This window comes from Siminovitchia thermophila, assembly GCF_016909185.1.
Classification (GTDB): Bacteria; Bacillota; Bacilli; order Bacillales; family Bacillaceae_C; genus Siminovitchia; species Siminovitchia thermophila.
The window spans coordinates 19,794-40,636 of record NZ_JAFBFH010000035.1 but is presented as its reverse complement, the minus strand read 5'-3'; the positions used below and the strand labels follow the sequence as shown (position 1 = coordinate 40,636).

Genomic DNA, 20,843 nt, shown 5'->3' with positions numbered 1-20,843 from the left:
AACCTCCTATCATTATCGATTGTTAACCCCAATCTCTCTTTCGCGGACGATTGTTTTCATCCGAGCGATATCTTTGCGTACTTCTCTGATGCGGGCGGTATTTTCAAGTTGCCCAGTCGCCAGTTGAAAGCGAAGGTTAAATAGTTCTTCTTTTAAAGACTTAATATTTTGTTCTATTTCGGCAGTGGTTAATTCACGTATTTCATTAGCCTTCATCTCGTTCACCACCAATTTCTTCTCGTTTAACAAACTTGCACTTTACTGGAAGTTTGTGAGACGCCAGACGAAGTGCTTCACGCGCAACTTCTTCAGGTACCCCGGCAATTTCAAACATGATTTTTCCTGGTTTTACAACAGCTACCCAGCCTTCTGGAGCCCCTTTACCGGAACCCATGCGGACCTCCAATGGCTTTGCAGTATAAGGTTTGTGCGGGAAAATTTTAATCCATACTTTACCGCCACGTTTCATGTAACGGGTCATGGCAATCCTGGCAGCTTCAATTTGGCGGTTTGTGATCCAAGAAGCTTCCAAAGCCTGTAATCCATATTCGCCAAAGCTTACTTCCGTGCCGCCTTTTGCCTGGCCACGCATTTTTCCGCGATGCTCGCGGCGATACTTTACACGTTTAGGCATTAACATGATTATTTTCCTCCTTCCTCGGACTTTTTCTTTTCTGGAAGGACCTCTCCACGGTAAATCCATACTTTTACGCCAAGCTTGCCGTAAGTTGTGTCGGCTTCCGCATGTGCATAATCGATATCTGCGCGAAGTGTATGAAGTGGGACTGTTCCTTCGCTATAATGTTCAGAACGGGCAATATCTGCTCCGCCCAAGCGCCCGGAAACCATTGTTTTGACTCCTTGTGCGCCTGCACGCATTGTCCGTTGAATCGCTTGTTTTTGAGCACGGCGAAACGAAATCCGGCTTTCAAGCTGACGAGCGATGTTCTCTGCGACAAGTTTTGCATCCAAGTCCGCTTTTTTAATTTCAACAATATTGATGTGTACCCGTTTGTTTGTTAATTTGTTTAATGCTTTACGAAGTGCTTCTACTTCACTTCCACCTTTACCAATCACCATTCCAGGTTTGGCAGTGTGGACCGTAATATTGAGGCGGTTTGCAGCGCGCTCGATTTCAACACTGGAAACAGATGCATCCGCAAGCCGATTTTCGATATACTCACGCACCTTTATATCTTCGTGCAATAAAGTTGCGAATTCCTTGTCAGCGTACCATTTAGATTCCCAATCACGAATGATGCCAATTCGCATTCCGATCGGATTAACTTTTTGACCCACGATTTATCCCTCCTTCTTTTCTGATACCACAATCGTAATGTGGCTTGTGCGCTTATTGATCTGGCTTGCCCGTCCTTGCGCACGCGGTCTGAAGCGTTTCATTGTCGGACCTTCGTCTACGTAAGCTTCGGATATTAAAAGATTGTCAATGTCCATATCATAGTTATGCTCTGCATTTGCTACAGCGGATTTCAAAAGCTTTTCCACGATGGGAGAGGCGGCTTTTGGTGTCAGCTTCAAAATGGCAACTGCTTCGCCTACTTGCTTTCCTCGAATTAAATCGACGACAAGGCGTGCTTTACGAGGAGCAATACGAACTGTTCTGGCAACAGCTTTTGCTTGCATCAGGGGGTTCCCTCCTCTCATTAGCGTCTAGTTTTTTTGTCATCTGCGGCATGGCCCCGATAAGTTCTTGACGGAGCAAATTCACCCAACTTATGGCCTACCATATCTTCACTGATATAGACCGGAACATGCTTGCGTCCATCATATACCGCAATGGTATGTCCGATGAATGATGGAAAAATGGTAGAACGGCGTGACCACGTTTTAATGACTTGCTTTTTATTATCTTCATTTAGCTTTTCGATTTTTTTCAATAAATGATCATCTGCAAAAGGCCCTTTTTTCAGGCTGCGTCCCATGCTAGTACCTCCCTTCGTGATTGCGCTACGGTCCGGCGATTGAACCGTAGGACAATCCCGTTACTTTTTGCGTCGGCGTACAATGAATTTATCCGACTTGTTTGTTTTCTTCCGTGTTTTGTAACCGATCGTTGGTTTGCCCCAAGGTGTAACCGGAGATTTAAGTCCGATTGGCGTTTTGCCTTCACCACCGCCATGCGGGTGATCGTTAGGGTTCTTAACGGAACCGCGAACGTGAGGTCTTTTGCCCAACCAGCGGGAACGGCCGGCTTTACCTACTGTTACGAGCTCGTGTTGTTCATTTCCCACTTGACCGATTGTTGCGCGGCAAGCGGCTAAAATCATGCGTACTTCACCTGAATTCAAACGGACAAGAACGTATTTTGTTCCTTCTTTACCAAGAACCTGCGCAGAAGTGCCCGCTGAACGTACCAACTGCCCGCCTTTGCCAGGCTTCATTTCAATGTTGTGAACGACCGTACCGACAGGAATATTTGCCAAAGGCAAAGCATTTCCGACTTTAATGTCTGCATCCGGTCCGGACATGACTTCCATGCCCACCTGTAAATTTTTTGGTGCTAAGATGTAGCGTTTTTCACCATCAACATAGTGGATCAACGCGATGTTTGCGGAACGGTTCGGATCATATTCGATTGTAGCAACGCGTCCAGGTATACCATCTTTGTTGCGTTTAAAGTCGATGACCCTGTATTGACGCTTATGACCGCCGCCGCGATGACGAACTGTAGTCCTACCTTGATTATTGCGGCCGCCTTTTCTATTAAGAGGCGCAAGCAATGATTTTTCCGGGGTATCTGTTGTGATCTCGGAAAAATCCAAACTTGTCATCCCGCGACGTCCGTTGGAGGTAGGTTTGTATTTTTTGATCGCCATGTTTTTCCCTCCTCTTCTATTATTGGAAAAGCTCTATTAGGCTTCGAAAAAGTCGATTTCTTTGCTGTCTGGTGTTAACGTGACAATTGCTTTGCGACGTTTTTTCGTATAGCCCGCAAATCGGCCTACACGCTTGTATTTGCCTTTATAATTCATTACGTTCACTTTTGCCACTTTTACGTCAAAAATGTTTTCTACCGCATCTTTTACTTGCGTTTTATTCGCTTTGACGTCTACTTCAAAAGTATATTTTTTGTCTGCCGTCAAATCCATAGAACGTTCAGTGATGATGGGGCGCTTAACTATATCACGTGCATCCATTACCCAAGCACCTCCTCCACTTTTTCAACTGCAGCTTTCGTCAAGACCAATGAGTTATGGCCAACGACATCGAGTACGTTGAGACTGTCTGCATCAATCACTGTTACTCCTGGAATATTCCGCGCTGATAAAGCTACGTTCTCTTCTGTGCTTTCCGTTACGAACAATGCTTTTTTGCCAACTGGAAGATTATTGAGCACTTTTACAAATTCTTTTGTTTTCGGCGCGTCAAACGATAACGCCTCGACAACGAGTACATTTTCTTCCTGTGCTTTCGCGGATAAAGCCGACTTGATCGCTAGGCGGCGCATCTTTTTAGGCAATTTATAGCTGTAGCTGCGTGGAGCAGGACCAAATACAGTTCCGCCTCCGCGCCATTGTGGCGAACGAATCGATCCCTGGCGTGCCCGCCCGGTTCCTTTTTGGCGCCATGGCTTTCTTCCTCCGCCTCGCACTTCCGAACGTGTTTTTACTTTTGCAGTTCCTTGTCTTAATGAAGCTCTTTGCATGATGATTGCTTCGAACAAGACATGATTGTTTGGTTCGATTCCAAAGATGGCATCGTTGAGATCAACCTCCCCAACCTTGGAACCTTCTTGATTAAAAAGGCTTGCTTTTGGCATGCTTTATTCCTCCTTTCTTCCAATTTAGCTTTATTTCGCTTTTACTCCGGATTTAACTTCCAACATCGCTTTTTTCGGACCTGGAACGTTTCCTTTGACTAAAATCAAGTTGCGTTCAGCATCTACTTTAACGATTGGAAGGTTTTGAACTGTAACTTTTTCGCCACCCATACGGCCAGGGAGCGCTTTTTGTTTAAATACTTTAGCGGGGTCAACAGGACCCATTGATCCCGGACGGCGATGGAAACGGGAACCGTGCGTCATTGGCCCGCGGGCCTGCCCGTGGCGTTTGATGACACCTTGGAAACCTTTCCCTTTAGAAATTCCTGTTACATCTACCAAATCGCCTTCTGCGAATATATCAACTTTAATCTCCTGACCAACTTCGAACTCACTTATATTAACTCCGTTCAACTCACGGATGAAGCGCTTAGGTGCAGTATTTGCTTTTGCAACATGCCCCTTCTCAGGTTTGTTGGCAAGCTTTTCACGCTTATCTTCAAAGCCGATCTGAATGGCTTCGTAACCGTCTGATTCAACCGTTTTCTTTTGAAGAACCACATTTGGAGCCGCCTCAATTACTGTTACAGGGATCAAACGTCCATCTTCAGCAAAAATCTGCGTCATACCAATTTTTCTTCCTAAGATTCCTTTGCCCATGAGTCACACCTCCTGTATGAATTTCAATTTTTTCCTTATAATTTAATTTCAATGTCCACTCCGGACGGCAAATCAAGTCTCATCAGTGAATCTACCGTTTGTGGTGTAGGACTGATAATATCGATTAAACGCTTATGTGTGCGCATTTCAAATTGCTCGCGGGAATCTTTATATTTGTGTACCGCGCGCAAGATTGTGTAGACAGATTTTTCAGTTGGAAGCGGGATAGGCCCCGAAACATTCGCACCTGAACGTTTTGCCGTTTCTACAATCTTCTCTGCTGACTGATCCAAAATTCTATGATCATATGCTTTTAATCTGATTCTGATCTTTTGTTTTGCCATTACTTTCCCTCCTTTTCGCCTATTTTTCAAAAATAGACTTGCTCCATGAAAATTTCCCCATACACTCGCCATGGCAAAGCGGCCGGGTGTATCGGCAACCTTCCACATCATTGCAGTCAAAAACCAACATTATACATTATACATATAATAATTGGTCAATGCAATATGAAATTAAAAAACAGCCTCTTAAAATAAGAACTGTTTCATTATACAGGTGTTCAAAGCATTTTTCAAACACCCGGGCATTTTAAAAAGTAAGGAATATATCTCAAGACTGTTTTATTAAAATGTATAAGGTGTTTACAAAAGAGCAGAGTTTGTATATGCTGGTTAATAAGTTTACCAAGGGAAACTTTTTTTACCGAACGAACAATTCTGACGCTATTTATAAATATCAAATACAAAGGAAGGTGAAGGTTATGGCGGATCAAGTTGTATCCGTGCGTAATCTGTCTGTATCTTATTACGGGAAGGAGGTTCTCAAAAATATTAATTTTACGTGCGAACGTGGAAAGCTCATAGGTATTATCGGACCAAACGGCGCGGGAAAATCAACGTTGATCAAAGCATCTCTGGGCTTGGTTCCCAAAAGCAGTGGACAAGTCACCATTGGCGGGAGGCCGCTGAAGGAAGTGAGAAACAAAATTGCCTATGTTCCACAGCGGGCAAATATTGACTGGGATTTCCCAATCATTGTCAAAGATACCGTTCTATTAGGAACATATCCAAATCTGGGACTTTTCCGCCGTCCGTCGAAAGCGGACAAAAAATGGGCTTTGGAATGCCTGGAAAAAGTGGGGATGGAAGACTTTACAAAAAACCAGATCGGAGAACTGTCAGGAGGTCAACAACAACGGGTATTTCTGGCACGGGCGCTCGCACAGCGAGCTGAATACTTCTTCCTTGACGAGCCCTTTGTCGGGGTTGATGTGGCAAGTGAGGAAGTCATTGTCAATATCTTAAAATCATTGAGGGATGAAGGAAAAACCGTATTCGTCGTTCACCACGATTTGACAAAAGTGGAAAGCTACTTTGATGACCTTATTCTCATTAATAAAGAATTAATTGGCGCAGGTCCTGTTGATCGGATCTTCCGACCCGAGTTGATGCAGGCAGCTTACAAGTCTCCTGTCCATATGTTTGAAAGTTTGGGGGTCGGCATGTAATGGCGTTTATTCAAGATTTAATGACGTATGAATTTTTACAGAAGGCCTTTATTACTTCCATTATGGTGGGCATCATTTGTGGAGTAATTGGAAGTTTCATTGTTTTGCGCGGAATGGCATTAATGGGTGATGCCATTGCGCACGCTGTTTTACCTGGAGTCGCGATTTCGTACATGCTTGGTATCAATTTTTTTTACGGCGCCGTAGCAACTGGCGCTTTGACATCACTAGGCATCGGACTGATAAGCCAAAACAGCCGTATTAAAAATGACTCTTCGATCGGCCTTGTCTTTTCAGCCGCATTTGCCTTGGGAATTATTTTAATCACTTTAGCCCAAAGTGCGACGGACTTGACACAGATCCTGTTCGGAAATGTATTGTCGGTCAGAGCTTCTGACATGTGGGTCACACTCATTATCGGAGCCGTGGTCGTTCTTGTTGTTGTTTTGTTTTACAAAGAATTGCTTGTCTCAAGCTTTGATGAAACGATGGCTGCTGCTTATGGGCTCAAAACGAGACTGATCCATTATTTGATCATGGTACTTCTTACACTTGTCACTGTCGCTTCCTTGCAGACCGTAGGTGTCGTTCTTGTTGTATCCATGTTAATTACTCCGGCATCTACTGCCTATCTGCTGACAAACCGGCTGTCAACCATGATTCTACTTGCCGCAATATTTGGAGCACTGTCTTCGATTATCGGATTATATTTTAGTTTTGTTTATAACCTGCCTTCCGGACCCGTGATCGCCCTGGCGACAACAGCGATTTTTCTTGTTGCATTTCTGTTGTCTCCCAAGCAAGGAATTCTGTGGAGGAAGATAAAGTGAAACTTCATTCAGTAGGAGTTTTCTTCCATCTCCTACTGAATGTTAGTTGAACCGATCGGGCATTTAGGTGCCGTTTTCTCCCACTTGGATCTTTTGATATTCACTCGAGATTTTGAAGTGGCAGCCTTACGGCACCTTATATGCGGGAAAAAAATGAACAGGCAGAAAGCTTCGCTAGGCTAATTGCATGGGAGCAACCGGAAACAGGTATCACATAAGAAATATTTTATTTGAAAAGGAGTTTTGCAGATTGAAGAAATTATTGAAATGGATTGGACTGGCGAGCATAGTGGCTTTGTTGCTTACGGCTTGTGGAAATGAAAAACCGGCATCAGAGGCGGGCGGAAAACCGGCATCCAAAAAGGACGAACCCTTAAAGATTGTCACTTCCTTTACAATAATTCAAGACCTTGCAAAGGAAATTGGCGGAGAGGATGTCGAGGTGCACAATTTAGTTCCAACAGGCACGGATCCCCATGAATATGAGCCGCTGCCGGAGGACATTAAAAAGGCTACTGATGCGGATGTGCTCTTCTATAACGGTTTGAATCTGGAAGGAGGCAAGGACGGCTGGTTCTATAAAATGGTAGATTCTGTTGGGCAGAAGGAGGAAAATGTGTTCAATTTGACAGAAAGCATAGAACCGATGTATATCAGCAGTAAAGATGGCAAAGAAGAGGAAATGAATCCACATGCCTTTATCGATCCCAATGTAGGAATCCAAATGGCTGAGGCGATGAGGGACGCTTTAATCGAAGTAGACTCTGATAATAAGGAGAAATATGAAAAACGCGGGAATGAGTACATTGAAAAGTTGAAGGAGATTGAACAGAAGTACTCAGAGGAAATTGAAAAGATCCCTGAAGAAGATCGCATTTTAGTAACGAGTGAGCGCGCATTCCAATATATGGCCAAACGTTACGGGTTAAAAGAGGCCTATATATGGGCAATTGACACAGAGGAAAACGGCTCGCCCTCACAGATTAAGTCACTTGTTCAATTCATTAAAGAGCATAATGTGCCTGTTCTCTTCCTTGAATCTAACGTTGACCCGCGTCCGATGGAGACTGTTTCAAAAGAATCCGGAATCCCTATTTATGAAAAACCAATCTATTCCGATGAGATTGGCAAGCCTGGTGATGAAGTTGATACTTATATCAAGTATTTGGAATACAATATTAACATCATTGCTGATGGCCTGAGCAGATCATAAGTGATGAAAAAAGCAAAGCGCTAAAGTCGATTCGCACTGGCATAACTCAAATATTGAGGCGGCTACCTCGTTGAGCCGCCTCAACAAAACTGCTTCCTTTCTTTGTTAAAAAGCTCCCAAGTTTCATCAAGGGAGTGTGGGTGATGACCGTTTTTTCGTTTATCTGCGCTGACCAGGCGCGATACTACTGGTCTAATGACGATCTTTTTTCATTTGTCTCCGCTGTTCGAACACGACTCCAGCGGTCTGATGACCGTTTTTCATTTATCCCCGCTGTCTTTTGAACAGATGATCTTCCACTGGAATTCAGTACGTAAGAAATACAAAGGCAAAGCACCCCTTGAATATGAAAAACACACAAAGTCAATGCCTACGATTAATTGTTCCGCAGGATCTGAAGGTGAGCCTGAGAAATTCCGTGTGGAGTTTGGGGCCGTGGCTATGGATCACAAGCGGGCATCCGTCAATACTTTCGAGAGCGGATTTCATAAATAAAAATCAGATGGGTGACCTATGGGTCGGTTTTTCGGCCCATAGGTCACCTCTTCTTCTATGTAAAAACGTTGTGCTACCAACATTTGTGAATTTCATTTTTTTAGACAGCTCTTAATAAGTCTTGGCCGGGTTAATGATGAAAAGGGACAACACCCATTTTTTTGCACAAAAAAGAGCAGGGAGTGATCAGTTCCCTGCTCTATATTTGTTTTTTATTTGCCCTTTAGGCAATGCATTACTTTTCGATAGATGCAACGACGCCCGCGCCTACAGTACGCCCACCTTCACGAATTGAGAATTTGGTTCCTTCTTCAATCGCGATTGGGGAGATAAGCTCAACAGTCATTTCGACGTTATCGCCAGGCATAACCATTTCTACTCCATCAGGAAGGTTGATGATTCCAGTTACGTCCGTTGTACGGAAGTAGAACTGTGGACGGTAGTTCGAGAAGAATGGAGTGTGACGTCCACCCTCTTCTTTAGAAAGAACATAAACTTCCGCTTTAAATTTTGTATGGGGAGTAATGGAACCTGGTTGAGCCAACACTTGGCCACGCTGAATTTCGTCACGGGAAACACCGCGAAGAAGGGCACCGATGTTGTCTCCAGCTTCAGCATAGTCAAGAAGCTTACGGAACATTTCAACTCCGGTAACAATTGTTTTCTTGGATTCATCAGCAAGACCAATGATCTCTACTTCATCGCCAACTTTTACTTGACCGCGCTCTACACGACCCGTTGCAACTGTTCCACGTCCAGTAATAGAGAATACGTCCTCAATCGGCATCATGAAAGGTTTGTCAGTTTCACGCTCTGGAGTTGGGATATAAGAGTCAACTGCATCCATTAATTCAACAATTTTATCTTCCCACTCAGCTTCGCCTTCAAGAGCTTTAAGAGCTGAACCTTTGATAACAGGAACGTCATCGCCAGGGAAATCATATTCGGAAAGAAGATCACGGATCTCCATTTCTACCAATTCTAATAGTTCTTCATCGTCAACCATGTCACATTTGTTCATGAATACAACGATGTAAGGAACGCCAACTTGACGGGAAAGAAGGATATGCTCACGAGTTTGCGGCATTGGACCATCCGCTGCAGACACAACAAGAATTGCGCCGTCCATTTGTGCAGCACCAGTGATCATGTTTTTAACATAGTCAGCGTGTCCTGGGCAGTCTACGTGTGCATAGTGGCGTTTGTCAGTTTCATACTCCACGTGGGAAGTAGAGATAGTAATTCCACGCTCGCGCTCTTCAGGAGCGTTGTCGATCATGTCATAACCTTTTGCTTCACCGCCGCCGCGTTTAGACATAACAGTTGTAATTGCAGCAGTCAAAGTTGTTTTACCATGGTCAACGTGTCCGATTGTACCAATATTCGCATGTTCTTTGGAACGATCAAATTTTTCCTTAGCCATTAGGAAATCCTCCTTTATAATTAAAAAATATTAAGTATGATAGAGCGCCTTAAAGCCGGGAGGATTCCCGTCTTTAAAGCTGCCCGGACATCTATAAGTAGTTATACTTGATAGACGTTGTAAAATCAATTATTCACCGCTATTTTTTTTGATAATCTCTTCAGCAATTGATTTAGGTACTTCTTCATAGTGATCAAAGTGCATTGTATACGTTCCACGCCCTTGTGTGTTAGAACGAAGGGTTGTCGCATATCCGAACATTTCGGAAAGAGGGACAAATGCTCTTACAACCTGTGCATTTCCTCTTGCTTCCATTCCTTCAACACGGCCGCGGCGGGAAGTAACGTCACCCATAATATCACCTAGATATTCTTCAGGTACAATGACTTCAACTTTCATGATTGGTTCCAAGATAACCGGGTTACATTTTTTCGCAGCATTTCTTAAAGCGAGTGAAGCTGCGATTTTAAAGGCCATTTCACTTGAGTCAACATCGTGGTATGAACCATCGTACAATTTGGCTTTTATGTCGATGAGCGGGTATCCCGCCAAAATTCCGTTGCTCATCGCATCTTCCAGGCCGGCCTGAACCGCTGGAATATATTCACGAGGAACAACACCCCCGACGATGGCATTTTCAAATTCAAAGCCTTCGCCTTCTTCAAGCGGTGAAAACTCGATCCAGACGTGCCCGTACTGGCCGCGTCCACCAGATTGGCGTACAAATTTTCCTTCCACTTGAGCTGTGGAACGGAAAGTTTCACGATAAGAAACTTGCGGCGCACCAACATTTGCTTCAACTTTAAACTCCCGCTTTAAGCGGTCAACGATAATGTCAAGGTGAAGCTCACCCATTCCGGCAATAATAACTTGGCCTGTCTCAGGGTTCGTTTCTGCACGGAAAGTCGGGTCCTCTTCTTGAAGTTTGGCAAGAGCAGCGCCCATTTTGTCTTGATCGGCCTTTGACTTGGGTTCGATCGCAACTTCAATGACCGGCTCTGGGAATTCCATGGACTCCAAGATAACGAGGTTTTTCTCGTCACAAAGAGTGTCGCCTGTGCTCGTATCTTTTAAGCCTACTGCCGCGGCAATATCACCGCTGTAAGCAGTTGAAATTTCTTCACGGTGGTTCGCATGCATTTGCAGGATGCGTCCGATCCGTTCGCGTTTGCCTTTTGTTGAGTTTTGAACGTAAGAGCCGGACTCAAGCGTTCCGGAATATACCCGGAAGAATGTAAGGCGTCCTACATATGGGTCTGTCATGACTTTAAATGCAAGAGCGGAAAAAGGTTCGTTGTCATCGGCATGACGCTCTACCTCTTCCTCCGTTCCCGGCACAATTCCTTTAATGGACTCGATATCCGTAGGAGCTGGCAAGTAGTCAATAACTGCATCAAGAACTGGCTGAACGCCCTTATTTTTGAAGGCTGTTCCGCAAAGAACAGGATAGAATTCAACTTTTAGTGTTGCAGCACGAATAGCTGCTTTCAACTCTTCAGTCGTAATTTCTTCGCCCTCAAGATATTTCATCATGAGTTCTTCATCAAAATCGGATACGGCTTCTATTAAGTTGGCGCGCATTTCCTCTGCTTTATCTTTCAAGTCATCAGGAATTTCAGATTCGGTTGCATCTAGCACGTCGCCTTCATAAATCCACGCCTTCATTTCCACAAGGTCCACTATACCCCTAAAATTGTCTTCTGCACCTATAGGAAGCTGAATTGCATGGGCATTTGCCTGTAATCGGTCATGGATTGTTTTGATCGCATACTCAAAGTCAGCGCCAATTTTGTCCATTTTATTTACAAAGACGATACGTGGTACACCGTAAGTTGTCGCCTGCCGCCAAACTGTTTCTGTTTGCGGCTCGACACCTGACTGGGCGTCAAGAACAGTTACGGCGCCATCAAGGACCCGCAAAGAACGTTCAACTTCAACTGTGAAGTCTACGTGGCCAGGAGTATCGATAATGTTGACACGGTAACCTTTCCACTCTGCCGTTGTAGCAGCGGATGTAATCGTAATACCGCGTTCCTGTTCCTGCTCCATCCAGTCCATTTGCGAGGCACCTTCGTGAGTCTCACCCACTTTATGAATGCGTCCCGTATAGAAAAGTATGCGCTCTGTTGTTGTTGTTTTACCGGCATCAATGTGAGCCATGATTCCGATATTACGAGTCTTTTCTAAGGAGAACTCTCTAGGCATCTCGTATTTCTCCTTCCTGGAATGTATAAATGATTAGTGGTAAAAATCTTTTTATGCTTACCAGCGATAATGAGCAAACGCTCTGTTCGCTTCCGCCATTTTATGAGTGTCTTCACGCTTTTTAACTGAAGCGCCGCTGTTGTTGGCAGCATCAAGAATTTCATTCGCCAAACGCTCTTCCATTGTTTTTTCTCCACGAAGGCGGGCGTAGTTTACTAACCAGCGCAATCCAAGCGTAGATCGGCGCTCTGGGCGTACTTCTATCGGCACTTGGTAGTTGGCGCCACCAACACGGCGAGCTCTTACTTCCAATACAGGCATGATGTTTTTAAGCGCCTGTTCAAACACTTCCATTGGGTCTTTGCCGGATTTTTCTTGAACAATATCGAATGCTGAATATAGGATAGACTGTGCTTTTCCTCTTTTTCCGTCTATCATAAGTTTGTTGATCAAACGAGTAACAAGCTTAGAGTTATAGATCGGATCAGGGAGAACATCCCTCTTGGGAACAGATCCTTTACGTGGCATTGAGTTTCCTCCTTTCGCGATTCGTTAAAACATTGTAGAATGATCGATTATTTTTTGTCTTTAGGGCGTTTTGTTCCGTATTTCGAACGGCTTTGTGCACGGTTTTCCACGCCAGCAGTGTCAAGAGCACCGCGTACAATATGGTAACGTACACCTGGCAAGTCTTTAACACGTCCGCCGCGGATCAACACAACGCTGTGTTCTTGCAGGTTATGCCCTATTCCAGGAATGTATGCAGTTACCTCAATTCCATTAGTCAAACGGACACGGGCATATTTACGAAGTGCAGAGTTCGGCTTTTTAGGCGTCATTGTTCCTACACGAGTACATACACCGCGTTTTTGAGGGGATGATACGTCAGTCGTTGTTTTCTTAAAGCTGTTGTATCCTTTATTCAGCGCAGGAGAGTCAGAAGTAGTTACTTTAGACTTTCTTGGCTTACGAACCAATTGATTGATTGTAGGCACTGTTTGCTCCTCCTTTCATGATTTTACTAGTCCCACACATCCAGGTGGTTCTTTTTTAGGCAAAAAACAAGTTTTTGCAGATATTGGTTTCCTGCAAAAACACCATTAGTGAGTAATAGCAACGGTTGCCGCTCCCACTTCAATTCCGCACGCTTTGCCCAACCGTTTCATCGAGTCGACTTTTGTAACGGGCACATTCGCTTCGTTGGCGGTTTGAATGATGTTTCCGATGATGCGCGGATCTGCATCCTCGGCGACAATTACTTCAATCACGTGTCCGGACTTCAGAGCTCTCAACGTTTGCTTTGTTCCTATAATTACATTTGTAGCCTGTGACACTTTTTCATAAGACAATGTGTATATCCTCCAAAGTAACAGGTTAATGATAGGATCACCTTGAATATATTATCATCTGATATTTTCAATGTCAACATAAATCAGAGAAATTTATTGATATAACCCGCCAGCCTGAAAGCTGGCGGATTGTTGTTATTGATTATTGTGATTCCACGTTTACTGTTTCTTCCCGCTCCTCAACTACGGCTCTTGCTTTCCTGTAACGCTGCATGCCTGTTCCTGCAGGAACGAGTTTTCCAATAATGACATTTTCTTTTAACCCGAGCAGTTCATCCCGCTTGCCTTTGATGGCGGCATCGGTCAGGACTCGTGTCGTTTCCTGGAAGGAAGCGGCAGACAAGAATGAATCAGTTTCAAGTGATGCTTTCGTAATACCAAGCAAAATCGGACGGCCGATTGCCGGCGTTTTCCCTTCCAAGAGGGCTTTTTCATTTGCATCTGTAAACTGATGAATGTCAAGAAGCGTTCCAGGCAGTACGTCTGTATCCCCTGCGTCGGTTACTCTGACTTTGCGGAGCATTTGCCGCACCATTACCTCAATATGCTTATCCCCAATTTCAACACCTTGCATACGGTAAACCTTTTGTACTTCAAGCAACAGATATTCTTGTACTGCGGCAACATCGCGCGCGCGCAGAAGTTCTTTAGGATCAATCGACCCTTCAGTCAATTCCTGCCCTCGCTCCACGCGATCATTGACGGCAACACTCAAGCGGGCCGTATAAGGAGCATTGTACGTTTTGCTTTCGATTTCGCCTTGGACGACGATTTCGTGCTGACGGTCACGACCTTCGTTAATGGCAGTAACAACGCCGCTGATTTCCGAGATAACCGCCTGCCCTTTCGGATTTCTCGCTTCAAACAACTCTTGAATACGAGGAAGACCTTGCGTGATATCGTCCCCCGCCACACCCCCGGTATGGAATGTTCTCATTGTTAGCTGGGTACCAGGCTCACCAATCGATTGGGCAGCGATGATTCCGACCGCTTCTCCCACATCAACAACAGAACCGGTGGCCAGGTTGCGGCCATAACATTTTTTACATACACCGTGGCGCGTGTTACACGTAAATGCAGAGCGAATCCATACTTTTTCAATGCCTGCGTTGACGATTTCCTTGGCCGAATCCTCGGTAATCAACGTATTTTCTCTCATGATGACTTCTCCTGTTTCAGGATGAACGATCTTCTTGCGAGAAAAGCGGCCAATCAACCTCTCTTCCAGGGACTCAATTTCTTCGGATCCGTCTTTTAGTGCCCCTACGAGAAGTCCGCGGTCTGTTCCACAGTCATCCTCACGAACAATGACGTCTTGAGCTACATCGACGAGACGCCTTGTCAAGTATCCGGAGTCGGCAGTCTTAAGCGCTGTATCCGCCAAACCTTTACGAGCTCCGTGTGTTGAAATAAAGTACTCGAGTACCGTCAATCCTTCACGGAAGCTTGATTTGATCGGAAGTTCAATGATTCGTCCAGCCGGGTTCGCCATCAGCCCGCGCATTCCTGCCAGCTGGGTAAAGTTGGACGGGTTACCACGGGCACCGGAATCACTCATCATGTAGATCGGGTTCAGGTTATCAAGAGATTCCATCAATTTATCTTGTATATCGTCTTTCGCTGCGCTCCAAATGGAAATAACACGGTCATAGCGCTCTTCATCTGTAATCAAACCACGCTTGAATTGCTTCATGACATTATCGACTTTCTTTTGAGCCTCTTCCAAAATCGTCTCTTTTTCTGCCAAAACAACAATGTCAGAAACACCAACAGTAATTCCGGCTTTTGTAGAATATCTGAAGCCGAGATTCTTCATCCGGTCAAGCATTTTGGAGGTTTCGGTAATCTTGAATCTCTTAAAGATTTCCGAAATGATGTTACCGAGTATTTTTTTCTTGAACGGCTGCACGATCGGTTGCTTTTTAATATATTCACGAACGTTCTCTGTTGGAGAAACAAAGTATTTGTCAGGGGTATTTCCTTCCAAATTCTCGATCGTCGGTTCGTTAATGAACGGGAACGAAGGTGGTAAAATCTCGTTGAAAATGACTTTCCCGACAGTTGTAATAAGCAATTTCTTACGCTGTTCGTCTGTAAACCTTTCGTTCTTCAGCGCCTCGGCATGAATGGCGATCCGGGAATGAAGATGTACGTAACCGTTATGGTACGCAAGAAGCGCCTCATTCTGATCGGTAAAAATCATTCCTTCGCCCATGGCACCTTCACGCTCAAGTGTCAAATAATAGTTGCCGAGAACCATGTCTTGTGATGGCGTAACGACCGGTTTTCCGTCCCTTGGATTCAGGATGTTTTGGGCCGCGAGCATCAGCAACCTTGCTTCAGCCTGCGCTTCAGCCGAAAGCGGCACGTGTACAGCCATTTGGTCGCCATCAAAGTCCGCATTGTAAGCCGTACAAACAAGTGGGTGAAGGCGAATAGCTCTGCCTTCTACAAGTGTCGGCTCAAATGCTTGGATTCCAAGTCTGTGTAATGTCGGCGCGCGGTTCAATAGAACCGGATGTTCCCGAATTACTTCCTCAAGTACATCCCAAACCTCGGGATGAACTCGTTCGATTTTGCGTTTTGCGCTTTTTATATTGTGTGCAAGACCTTTTTCCACAAGCTCTTTCATGACAAAAGGTTTGAACAGTTCAAGAGCCATTTCTTTCGGAAGCCCGCACTGGTACATTTTCAGGTTCGGGCCTACAACAATAACCGAACGTCCTGAGTAGTCAACACGCTTACCGAGCAAGTTTTGACGAAAACGTCCTTGCTTTCCTTTCAACATGTGGGAAAGTGATTTAAGCGGGCGGTTTCCAGGCCCCGTTACCGGGCGCCCTCTTCGGCCGTTGTCAATCAAAGCATCTACCGCTTCTTGAAGCATCCGCTTTTCATTTTGTACGATAATACCCGGAGCGCCCAAATCTAATAGCCGTTTTAGGCGATTATTTCGGTTAATAACCCGCCGGTATAAATCGTTCAAATCTGAAGTTGCAAAGCGGCCGCCCTCCAGCTGCACCATGGGGCGCAGTTCAGGAGGAATAACCGGTAGCACATCGAGCACCATCCAGTCCGGATGATTTCCGGAATGTCGAAAAGCTTCCAGTACCTCAAGACGCCTGATGGCGCGCGTACGACGCTGGCCCTGCGCCGTTTTCAGCTCTTCTTTTAGTTGATCCACTTCTTTGTCAAGATCGATATCCTGCAAAAGCTTTTTGATCGCTTCTGCGCCCATGGATGCATGGAATTGCGTTCCATATTTTTCACGGTACGCACGGTATTCCCTTTCAGATAAAAGTTGTTTCTTTTCTAGAGTCGTATCTCCCGGATCTGTCACAACATAAGATGCGAAGTAAATAATTTCTTCCAACGCTCTTGGTGACATATCAAGGAGAAGCCCCATTCGGCTCGGAATCCCTTTAAAATACCAAATGTGAGAGACGGGAGCGGCGAGCTCAATATGGCCCATGCGCTCGCGGCGAACTTTCGCCCTTGTTACTTCAACGCCGCACCGATCACAAACAACGCCTTTGTAACGTACACGCTTGTATTTACCGCAATGACACTCCCAATCCTTCGTCGGTCCGAAAATACGCTCACAGAAAAGGCCGTCTTTTTCTGGCTTAAGTGTTCTATAGTTGATCGTTTCCGGCTTTTTCACTTCCCCATACGACCATGAACGAATCTTATCTGGTGAAGCAAGGCCTATTTTCATATACTCAAAATTGTTTACATCCAACAAGGAGCCTACCTCCCTTTTCCTATCAGGTTTAACCCTTATTGCCTTGACGAATTGATTATTCCTTTGTCGCAGCTGTTTCTTCCACTTTGGTTTCCGGGGCAATGTTTAACGTATCTGCTTGATGAACGTCATCTTCATCCTCAAGCTCGCGCATTTCAATCTCCTGTTCGTCACCCGATAAAATTTTGACGTCCATTCCGAGGCTTTGCAATTCTTTGATCAATACTTTGAATGATTCAGGGACGCCCGGTTCCGGTACATTCTCCCCCTTAACAATTGCCTCATATGTTTTAACGCGACCGACAACATCGTCGGACTTGACTGTCAAGATTTCCTGAAGCGTATAAGCAGCTCCATATGCTTCCAGTGCCCATACTTCCATCTCGCCGAAACGCTGGCCGCCAAATTGGGCCTTACCGCCGAGCGGCTGCTGTGTAACGAGTGAGTATGGCCCGGTGGAACGGGCATGCAGTTTGTCGTCAACCATGTGAGCCAATTTCAGCATATACATGACACCGACGGAAACTCTCGTATCAAACGGTTCTCCCGTCCTTCCATCGTATAGGACTGTTTTTGCGTCAGAAGCCATACCGGCTTCTTCAATCGTATCCCAAACGTCTTCTTCAGTGGCTCCATCAAAAACGGGTGAAGCCATGTGCAGGCCGAGATTTCTTGCCGCCATTCCCAGGTGTAGTTCCAATACTTGTCCGATGTTCATCCTTGATGGAACTCCGAGCGGGTTAAGCATGACATCCACTGGGGTGCCGTCAGGCATAAACGGCATATCCTCTTCAGGCAATATTCGGGAAATGACCCCTTTGTTTCCGTGGCGTCCAGCCATTTTATCTCCTTCGGAGATCTTTCTCTTCTGGACAATGTACACTCTAACAAGCTGGTTTACTCCAGGAGCCAATTCGTCACCGTCTTCACGGTTGAAAACTTTTACATCAAGAACAATCCCGCCTCCGCCGTGCGGTACTCTGAGTGACGTATCGCGGACTTCACGCGCTTTCTCCCCAAAAATGGCATGAAGGAGGCGTTCCTCAGCGGTTAATTCGGTAACGCCTTTTGGGGTCACCTTGCCGACGAGCAAATCGCCGTCTTTGACTTCCGCACCAATGCGGATAATACCGCGTTCATCGAGATTTTTAAGAGCCTCTTCCCCAACATTTGGAATGTCTCTTGTCATTTCTTCGGGGCCAAGTTTCGTATCGCGGGCCTCGGATTCATATTCTTCAATATGAATGGATGTATATACATCGTCTTTTACAAGACGTTCACTCATAATAATGGCATCCTCATAGTTGTAGCCTTCCCATGTCATGAATGCGACTAGGACGTTGCGGCCAAGGGCGAGTTCCCCTTGATCCATGGAAGGTCCGTCTGCAAGGATTTCGCCTTTCGTTACATGATCGCCGACACTTACAATTGGGCGCTGATTGTAACAAGTTCCCTGGTTGGAACGGATAAACTTAAGCAGGCGATATTTATCAAGGTCGCCTTTGACTTCTACGCCGTCGAGTGTTTGAATGCGACGCACCCAGATTTCCCGCGCTTCAATATGTTCGACAACGCCGTCATGTTTACAAATAACGGCCGCGCCCGAATCTTTTGCTGAAACATATTCCATTCCAGTTCCGACAAGCGGAGCTTCCGGCTTCATAAGCGGAACAGCTTGCCTCTGCATGTTCGCACCCATCAACGCGCGGTTGGAGTCATCGTTTTCCAAGAACGGGATACACGCTGTTGCAGCAGATACAACTTGTTTTGGAGAGACGTCCATATAGTCGACACGCTCTCTTTTAACAACTGTATTTTCTCCACGGAAACGGGCAATCACTTCCTCATTGACAAAGGCGCCATTTTCATCCAGTAGAGCATTTGCTTGTGCAACAACGTAGTTGTCCTCTTCATCGGCTGTCAAATAATCAATGCGATCCGTGACAAGCCCCGTCTCGGGATCGATCCGGCGGTACGGTGTTTCAATAAAACCGAAGCGGTTGACTTTCGCATAAGTGGAGAGCGAGTTGATTAAGCCGATGTTCGGGCCCTCAGGCGTTTCAATCGGACACATGCGTCCATAGTGGGAATAGTGGACATCTCGGACTTCCATGCCCGCACGCTCACGGGTTAAACCACCTGGTCCAAGTGCCGACAGCCTGCGCTTATGCGTTAATTCCGCAAGCGGATTCGTCTGGTCCATGAATTGTGATAACTGGGAGCTTCCGAAAAATTCTTTAATAGAAGCAATGACCGGGCGTATATTGATTAATTGCTGTGGGGTGATCGTATTAATGTCCTGTATGGACATACGCTCGCGTACAACTCGCTCCATACGGGACAAACCGATTCTGAATTGGTTTTGAAGCAATTCTCCGACAGACCTTAAACGCCGGTTTCCCAAATGGTCAATATCGTCCGTATCGCCGACACCATACAGCAAATCAAAGAAATAGCTGATGGATGCAATAATATCGGCAGGCGTAATATTTTTGATTTCTTCTTCAATAAAGGCATTTCCTATTACATTAATGACTTTTTCTTCGTCATCGTTAGGAGCATATATTTTAACTGTTTGCACGATGATATCATCTTCCACTACGCCGCCATGACTATTGTATGTTTTAAATCCTGCTCCCTTTTCAAGGAATGGGATCAATTTATCCAACGTGCGGCGGTCAAGGATCGCTCCTTTTTCCGCGATGATTTCACCTGTTTCCGGATCGGCAAGCGTTTCGGCGAGCCGTTGTCCGAACAATCGGTTCTTTATATGGAGTTTTTTATTGATTTTATAACGTCCAACATTCGCCAAGTCGTATCTTTTTGGATCAAAGAAACGGGAGATCAGCAAGCTTTTGGCATTTTCCACTGTTGGGGGCTCGCCTGGACGAAGGCGTTCATAAATTTCGAGAAGCGCTTTTTCCACGCTCTCCGTATTGTCTTTTTCAAGCGTATTTCTTAAATAGTCATTATCTCCGATTAGTTCGATGATTTCTTGATCAGAACCAAAACCAAGTGCGCGCAAAAGAACCGTTACCGGCAATTTTCTTGTCCGATCAATCCGGACATACACTACATCTTTTGCATCTGTTTCATACTCGAGCCATGCTCCGCGGTTTGGTATGACCGTGGCCGTAAACCCTTTTTTGCCGTTTTTGTCAATTTTGGCGCTATAATAAACGCTCGGTGACCGAACGAGCTGAGAAACAATGACACGTTCTGCTCCATTGATGATAAATGTTCCCATTTCTGTCATCAACGGAAAGTCACCCATGAAGACATCCTGGTCTTTTACTTCGCCTGTTTCTTTATTTAAAAGGCGCAATTTGACCCGAAGCGGCGCAGAGTATGTGGCATCACGCTCTTTTGCTTCCTCTACGGAGTATTTCTGTTCGCCGAGACTATAATCAATAAATTCCAAAGATAAGTTCCCGGCAAAGTCTTCGATTGGGGAGATGTCTTGAAACATTTCCTTTAAGCCCTCATCAAGAAACCATTGATAGGATGAAGATTGGATTTCAATTAGATTTGGCAGCTCCAATACTTCACTAATGCGGGCAAAGCTTCTGCGTTTGCGGTGCCGTCCGTACTGAACAAGTTGACCTGTCAACTGTTTCACCCCTCAAATCATGCAT

Annotated in this window: 20 protein-coding genes; 3 read left to right on the top strand and 17 right to left on the bottom strand. The window is 45.3% G+C overall.

The features are described 5' to 3' along the window. Positions 1–12: 12 nt before the first annotated feature. Genes rpmC through rpsJ form a run of 10 tightly spaced genes read right to left on the bottom strand, consistent with a single transcriptional unit; the run spans position 13 to position 4,785 of the window. A complete protein-coding gene (gene rpmC, locus JOC94_RS18885; RefSeq protein WP_077111556.1) occupies positions 13–216 on the bottom strand; it encodes a 50S ribosomal protein L29 in 204 nt (67 codons plus the stop codon). Beyond that, positions 206–640, bottom strand: a complete 435-nt coding sequence (rplP, locus tag JOC94_RS18880) for a 50S ribosomal protein L16 (RefSeq protein WP_077111555.1) — start codon at positions 638–640, stop codon at positions 206–208. Before rplP ends, rpmC begins: the two co-directional genes overlap by 11 nt. A 2-nt stretch (positions 641–642) precedes the next feature. After that, the gene (gene rpsC / locus JOC94_RS18875) at positions 643–1,299 is read right to left on the bottom strand and encodes a 30S ribosomal protein S3 (RefSeq protein ID WP_077111554.1); all 657 of its coding nucleotides are present in this window, start codon (positions 1,297–1,299) and stop codon (positions 643–645) included. Between the two features lie 3 nt (positions 1,300–1,302). Next, positions 1,303–1,644, bottom strand: a complete 342-nt coding sequence (gene rplV / locus JOC94_RS18870) for a 50S ribosomal protein L22 (protein WP_077111553.1) — start codon at positions 1,642–1,644, stop codon at positions 1,303–1,305. A gap of 20 nt (positions 1,645–1,664) precedes the next feature. Beyond that, positions 1,665–1,943: a 30S ribosomal protein S19 gene (gene rpsS, locus JOC94_RS18865; RefSeq protein WP_077111552.1), complete on the bottom strand. Its 279-nt coding sequence runs from the start codon at positions 1,941–1,943 to the stop codon at positions 1,665–1,667. Positions 1,944–2,003: 60 nt separating this feature from the next. Beyond that, a complete protein-coding gene (rplB, locus tag JOC94_RS18860; protein ID WP_077111551.1) occupies positions 2,004–2,837 on the bottom strand; it encodes a 50S ribosomal protein L2 in 834 nt (277 codons plus the stop codon). A 36-nt stretch (positions 2,838–2,873) separates the two neighbouring features. Next, entirely contained in the window at positions 2,874–3,158 is a 285-nt protein-coding gene (gene rplW, locus JOC94_RS18855; RefSeq protein ID WP_077111550.1) for a 50S ribosomal protein L23, read from the bottom strand. After that, positions 3,158–3,781 carry a 50S ribosomal protein L4 gene (gene rplD, locus JOC94_RS18850; RefSeq protein ID WP_077111549.1) on the bottom strand — a complete coding sequence of 208 codons (624 nt, stop codon included), beginning with the start codon at positions 3,779–3,781 and terminating at the stop codon, positions 3,158–3,160. Before rplD ends, rplW begins: the two co-directional genes overlap by 1 nt. A 30-nt stretch (positions 3,782–3,811) precedes the next feature. Next, a complete protein-coding gene (rplC, locus tag JOC94_RS18845; RefSeq protein WP_077111548.1) occupies positions 3,812–4,441 on the bottom strand; it encodes a 50S ribosomal protein L3 in 630 nt (209 codons plus the stop codon). Positions 4,442–4,476: 35 nt separating this feature from the next. After that, complete coding sequence (gene rpsJ, locus JOC94_RS18840) at positions 4,477–4,785, bottom strand: 30S ribosomal protein S10 (protein ID WP_018708729.1); 309 nt, start codon at positions 4,783–4,785, stop codon at positions 4,477–4,479. 419 nt (positions 4,786–5,204) lie between these two features. Here rpsJ and JOC94_RS18835 point away from each other — a divergent pair, with 419 nt between their 5' ends. The 3 genes from JOC94_RS18835 (at position 5,205) to JOC94_RS18825 (ending at position 7,994) form a co-directional block, all read left to right on the top strand. Beyond that, positions 5,205–5,951, top strand: a complete 747-nt coding sequence (locus JOC94_RS18835; RefSeq protein WP_077111547.1) for a metal ABC transporter ATP-binding protein — start codon at positions 5,205–5,207, stop codon at positions 5,949–5,951. Next, complete coding sequence (locus JOC94_RS18830; RefSeq protein WP_077111546.1) at positions 5,951–6,781, top strand: metal ABC transporter permease; 831 nt, start codon at positions 5,951–5,953, stop codon at positions 6,779–6,781. The genes JOC94_RS18835 and JOC94_RS18830 overlap by 1 nt, the downstream gene beginning before the upstream one ends. Positions 6,782–7,031: 250 nt before the next feature. Continuing rightward, positions 7,032–7,994: a metal ABC transporter solute-binding protein, Zn/Mn family gene (locus JOC94_RS18825; RefSeq protein WP_077111545.1), complete on the top strand. Its 963-nt coding sequence runs from the start codon at positions 7,032–7,034 to the stop codon at positions 7,992–7,994. 730 nt (positions 7,995–8,724) lie between these two features. On the opposite strand, the gene tuf is transcribed toward JOC94_RS18825, so the two are convergent. The 7 genes from tuf to rpoB form a co-directional block, all read right to left on the bottom strand. Beyond that, positions 8,725–9,912: an elongation factor Tu gene (gene tuf / locus JOC94_RS18820; RefSeq protein WP_077111543.1), complete on the bottom strand. Its 1,188-nt coding sequence runs from the start codon at positions 9,910–9,912 to the stop codon at positions 8,725–8,727. A gap of 129 nt (positions 9,913–10,041) precedes the next feature. Next, a complete protein-coding gene (fusA, locus tag JOC94_RS18815; protein WP_077111542.1) occupies positions 10,042–12,117 on the bottom strand; it encodes an elongation factor G in 2,076 nt (691 codons plus the stop codon). A 57-nt stretch (positions 12,118–12,174) separates the two neighbouring features. Continuing rightward, positions 12,175–12,645 (bottom strand): 30S ribosomal protein S7, encoded by a 471-nt coding sequence (gene rpsG / locus JOC94_RS18810; RefSeq protein ID WP_077111541.1) that lies wholly within the window; start codon positions 12,643–12,645, stop codon positions 12,175–12,177. Between the two features lie 47 nt (positions 12,646–12,692). Continuing rightward, positions 12,693–13,112, bottom strand: coding sequence for a 30S ribosomal protein S12 (gene rpsL, locus JOC94_RS18805; RefSeq protein ID WP_077111540.1), 420 nt, complete (start codon positions 13,110–13,112; stop codon positions 12,693–12,695). Between the two features lie 105 nt (positions 13,113–13,217). After that, positions 13,218–13,466 (bottom strand): 50S ribosomal protein L7ae-like protein, encoded by a 249-nt coding sequence (locus tag JOC94_RS18800; protein ID WP_077111539.1) that lies wholly within the window; start codon positions 13,464–13,466, stop codon positions 13,218–13,220. Positions 13,467–13,608: 142 nt separating this feature from the next. Continuing rightward, on the bottom strand, positions 13,609–17,208 hold the full coding sequence (rpoC, locus tag JOC94_RS18795; RefSeq protein ID WP_205180088.1) for a DNA-directed RNA polymerase subunit beta': 3,600 nt from the start codon (positions 17,206–17,208) through the stop codon (positions 13,609–13,611). Positions 17,209–17,263: 55 nt separating this feature from the next. Then, a complete protein-coding gene (rpoB, locus tag JOC94_RS18790; RefSeq protein WP_077111537.1) occupies positions 17,264–20,818 on the bottom strand; it encodes a DNA-directed RNA polymerase subunit beta in 3,555 nt (1,184 codons plus the stop codon). Positions 20,819–20,843 lie beyond the last annotated feature (25 nt).

What these genes read in the sequence shown, in the direction of transcription:
- rpsG (WP_077111541.1), bottom strand. Translation starts at nt 12,645, where the DNA reads ATGCCACGTAAAGGATCTGTTCCCAAGAGGGATGTTCTCCCTGATCCG.
- rplB (WP_077111551.1), bottom strand. Translation starts at nt 2,837, where the DNA reads ATGGCGATCAAAAAATACAAACCTACCTCCAACGGACGTCGCGGGATG.
- tuf (WP_077111543.1), bottom strand. Translation starts at nt 9,912, where the DNA reads ATGGCTAAGGAAAAATTTGATCGTTCCAAAGAACATGCGAATATTGGT.
- rplD (WP_077111549.1), bottom strand. Translation starts at nt 3,781, where the DNA reads ATGCCAAAAGCAAGCCTTTTTAATCAAGAAGGTTCCAAGGTTGGGGAG.
- rplV (WP_077111553.1), bottom strand. Translation starts at nt 1,644, where the DNA reads ATGCAAGCAAAAGCTGTTGCCAGAACAGTTCGTATTGCTCCTCGTAAA.
- rplW (WP_077111550.1), bottom strand. Translation starts at nt 3,158, where the DNA reads ATGGATGCACGTGATATAGTTAAGCGCCCCATCATCACTGAACGTTCT.
- JOC94_RS18835 (WP_077111547.1), top strand. Translation starts at nt 5,205, where the DNA reads ATGGCGGATCAAGTTGTATCCGTGCGTAATCTGTCTGTATCTTATTAC.
- rpsS (WP_077111552.1), bottom strand. Translation starts at nt 1,943, where the DNA reads ATGGGACGCAGCCTGAAAAAAGGGCCTTTTGCAGATGATCATTTATTG.
- rpsJ (WP_018708729.1), bottom strand. Translation starts at nt 4,785, where the DNA reads ATGGCAAAACAAAAGATCAGAATCAGATTAAAAGCATATGATCATAGA.
- rplC (WP_077111548.1), bottom strand. Translation starts at nt 4,441, where the DNA reads ATGGGCAAAGGAATCTTAGGAAGAAAAATTGGTATGACGCAGATTTTT.
- rplP (WP_077111555.1), bottom strand. Translation starts at nt 640, where the DNA reads ATGTTAATGCCTAAACGTGTAAAGTATCGCCGCGAGCATCGCGGAAAA.
- rpmC (WP_077111556.1), bottom strand. Translation starts at nt 216, where the DNA reads ATGAAGGCTAATGAAATACGTGAATTAACCACTGCCGAAATAGAACAA.
- JOC94_RS18830 (WP_077111546.1), top strand. Translation starts at nt 5,951, where the DNA reads ATGGCGTTTATTCAAGATTTAATGACGTATGAATTTTTACAGAAGGCC.
- fusA (WP_077111542.1), bottom strand. Translation starts at nt 12,117, where the DNA reads ATGCCTAGAGAGTTCTCCTTAGAAAAGACTCGTAATATCGGAATCATG.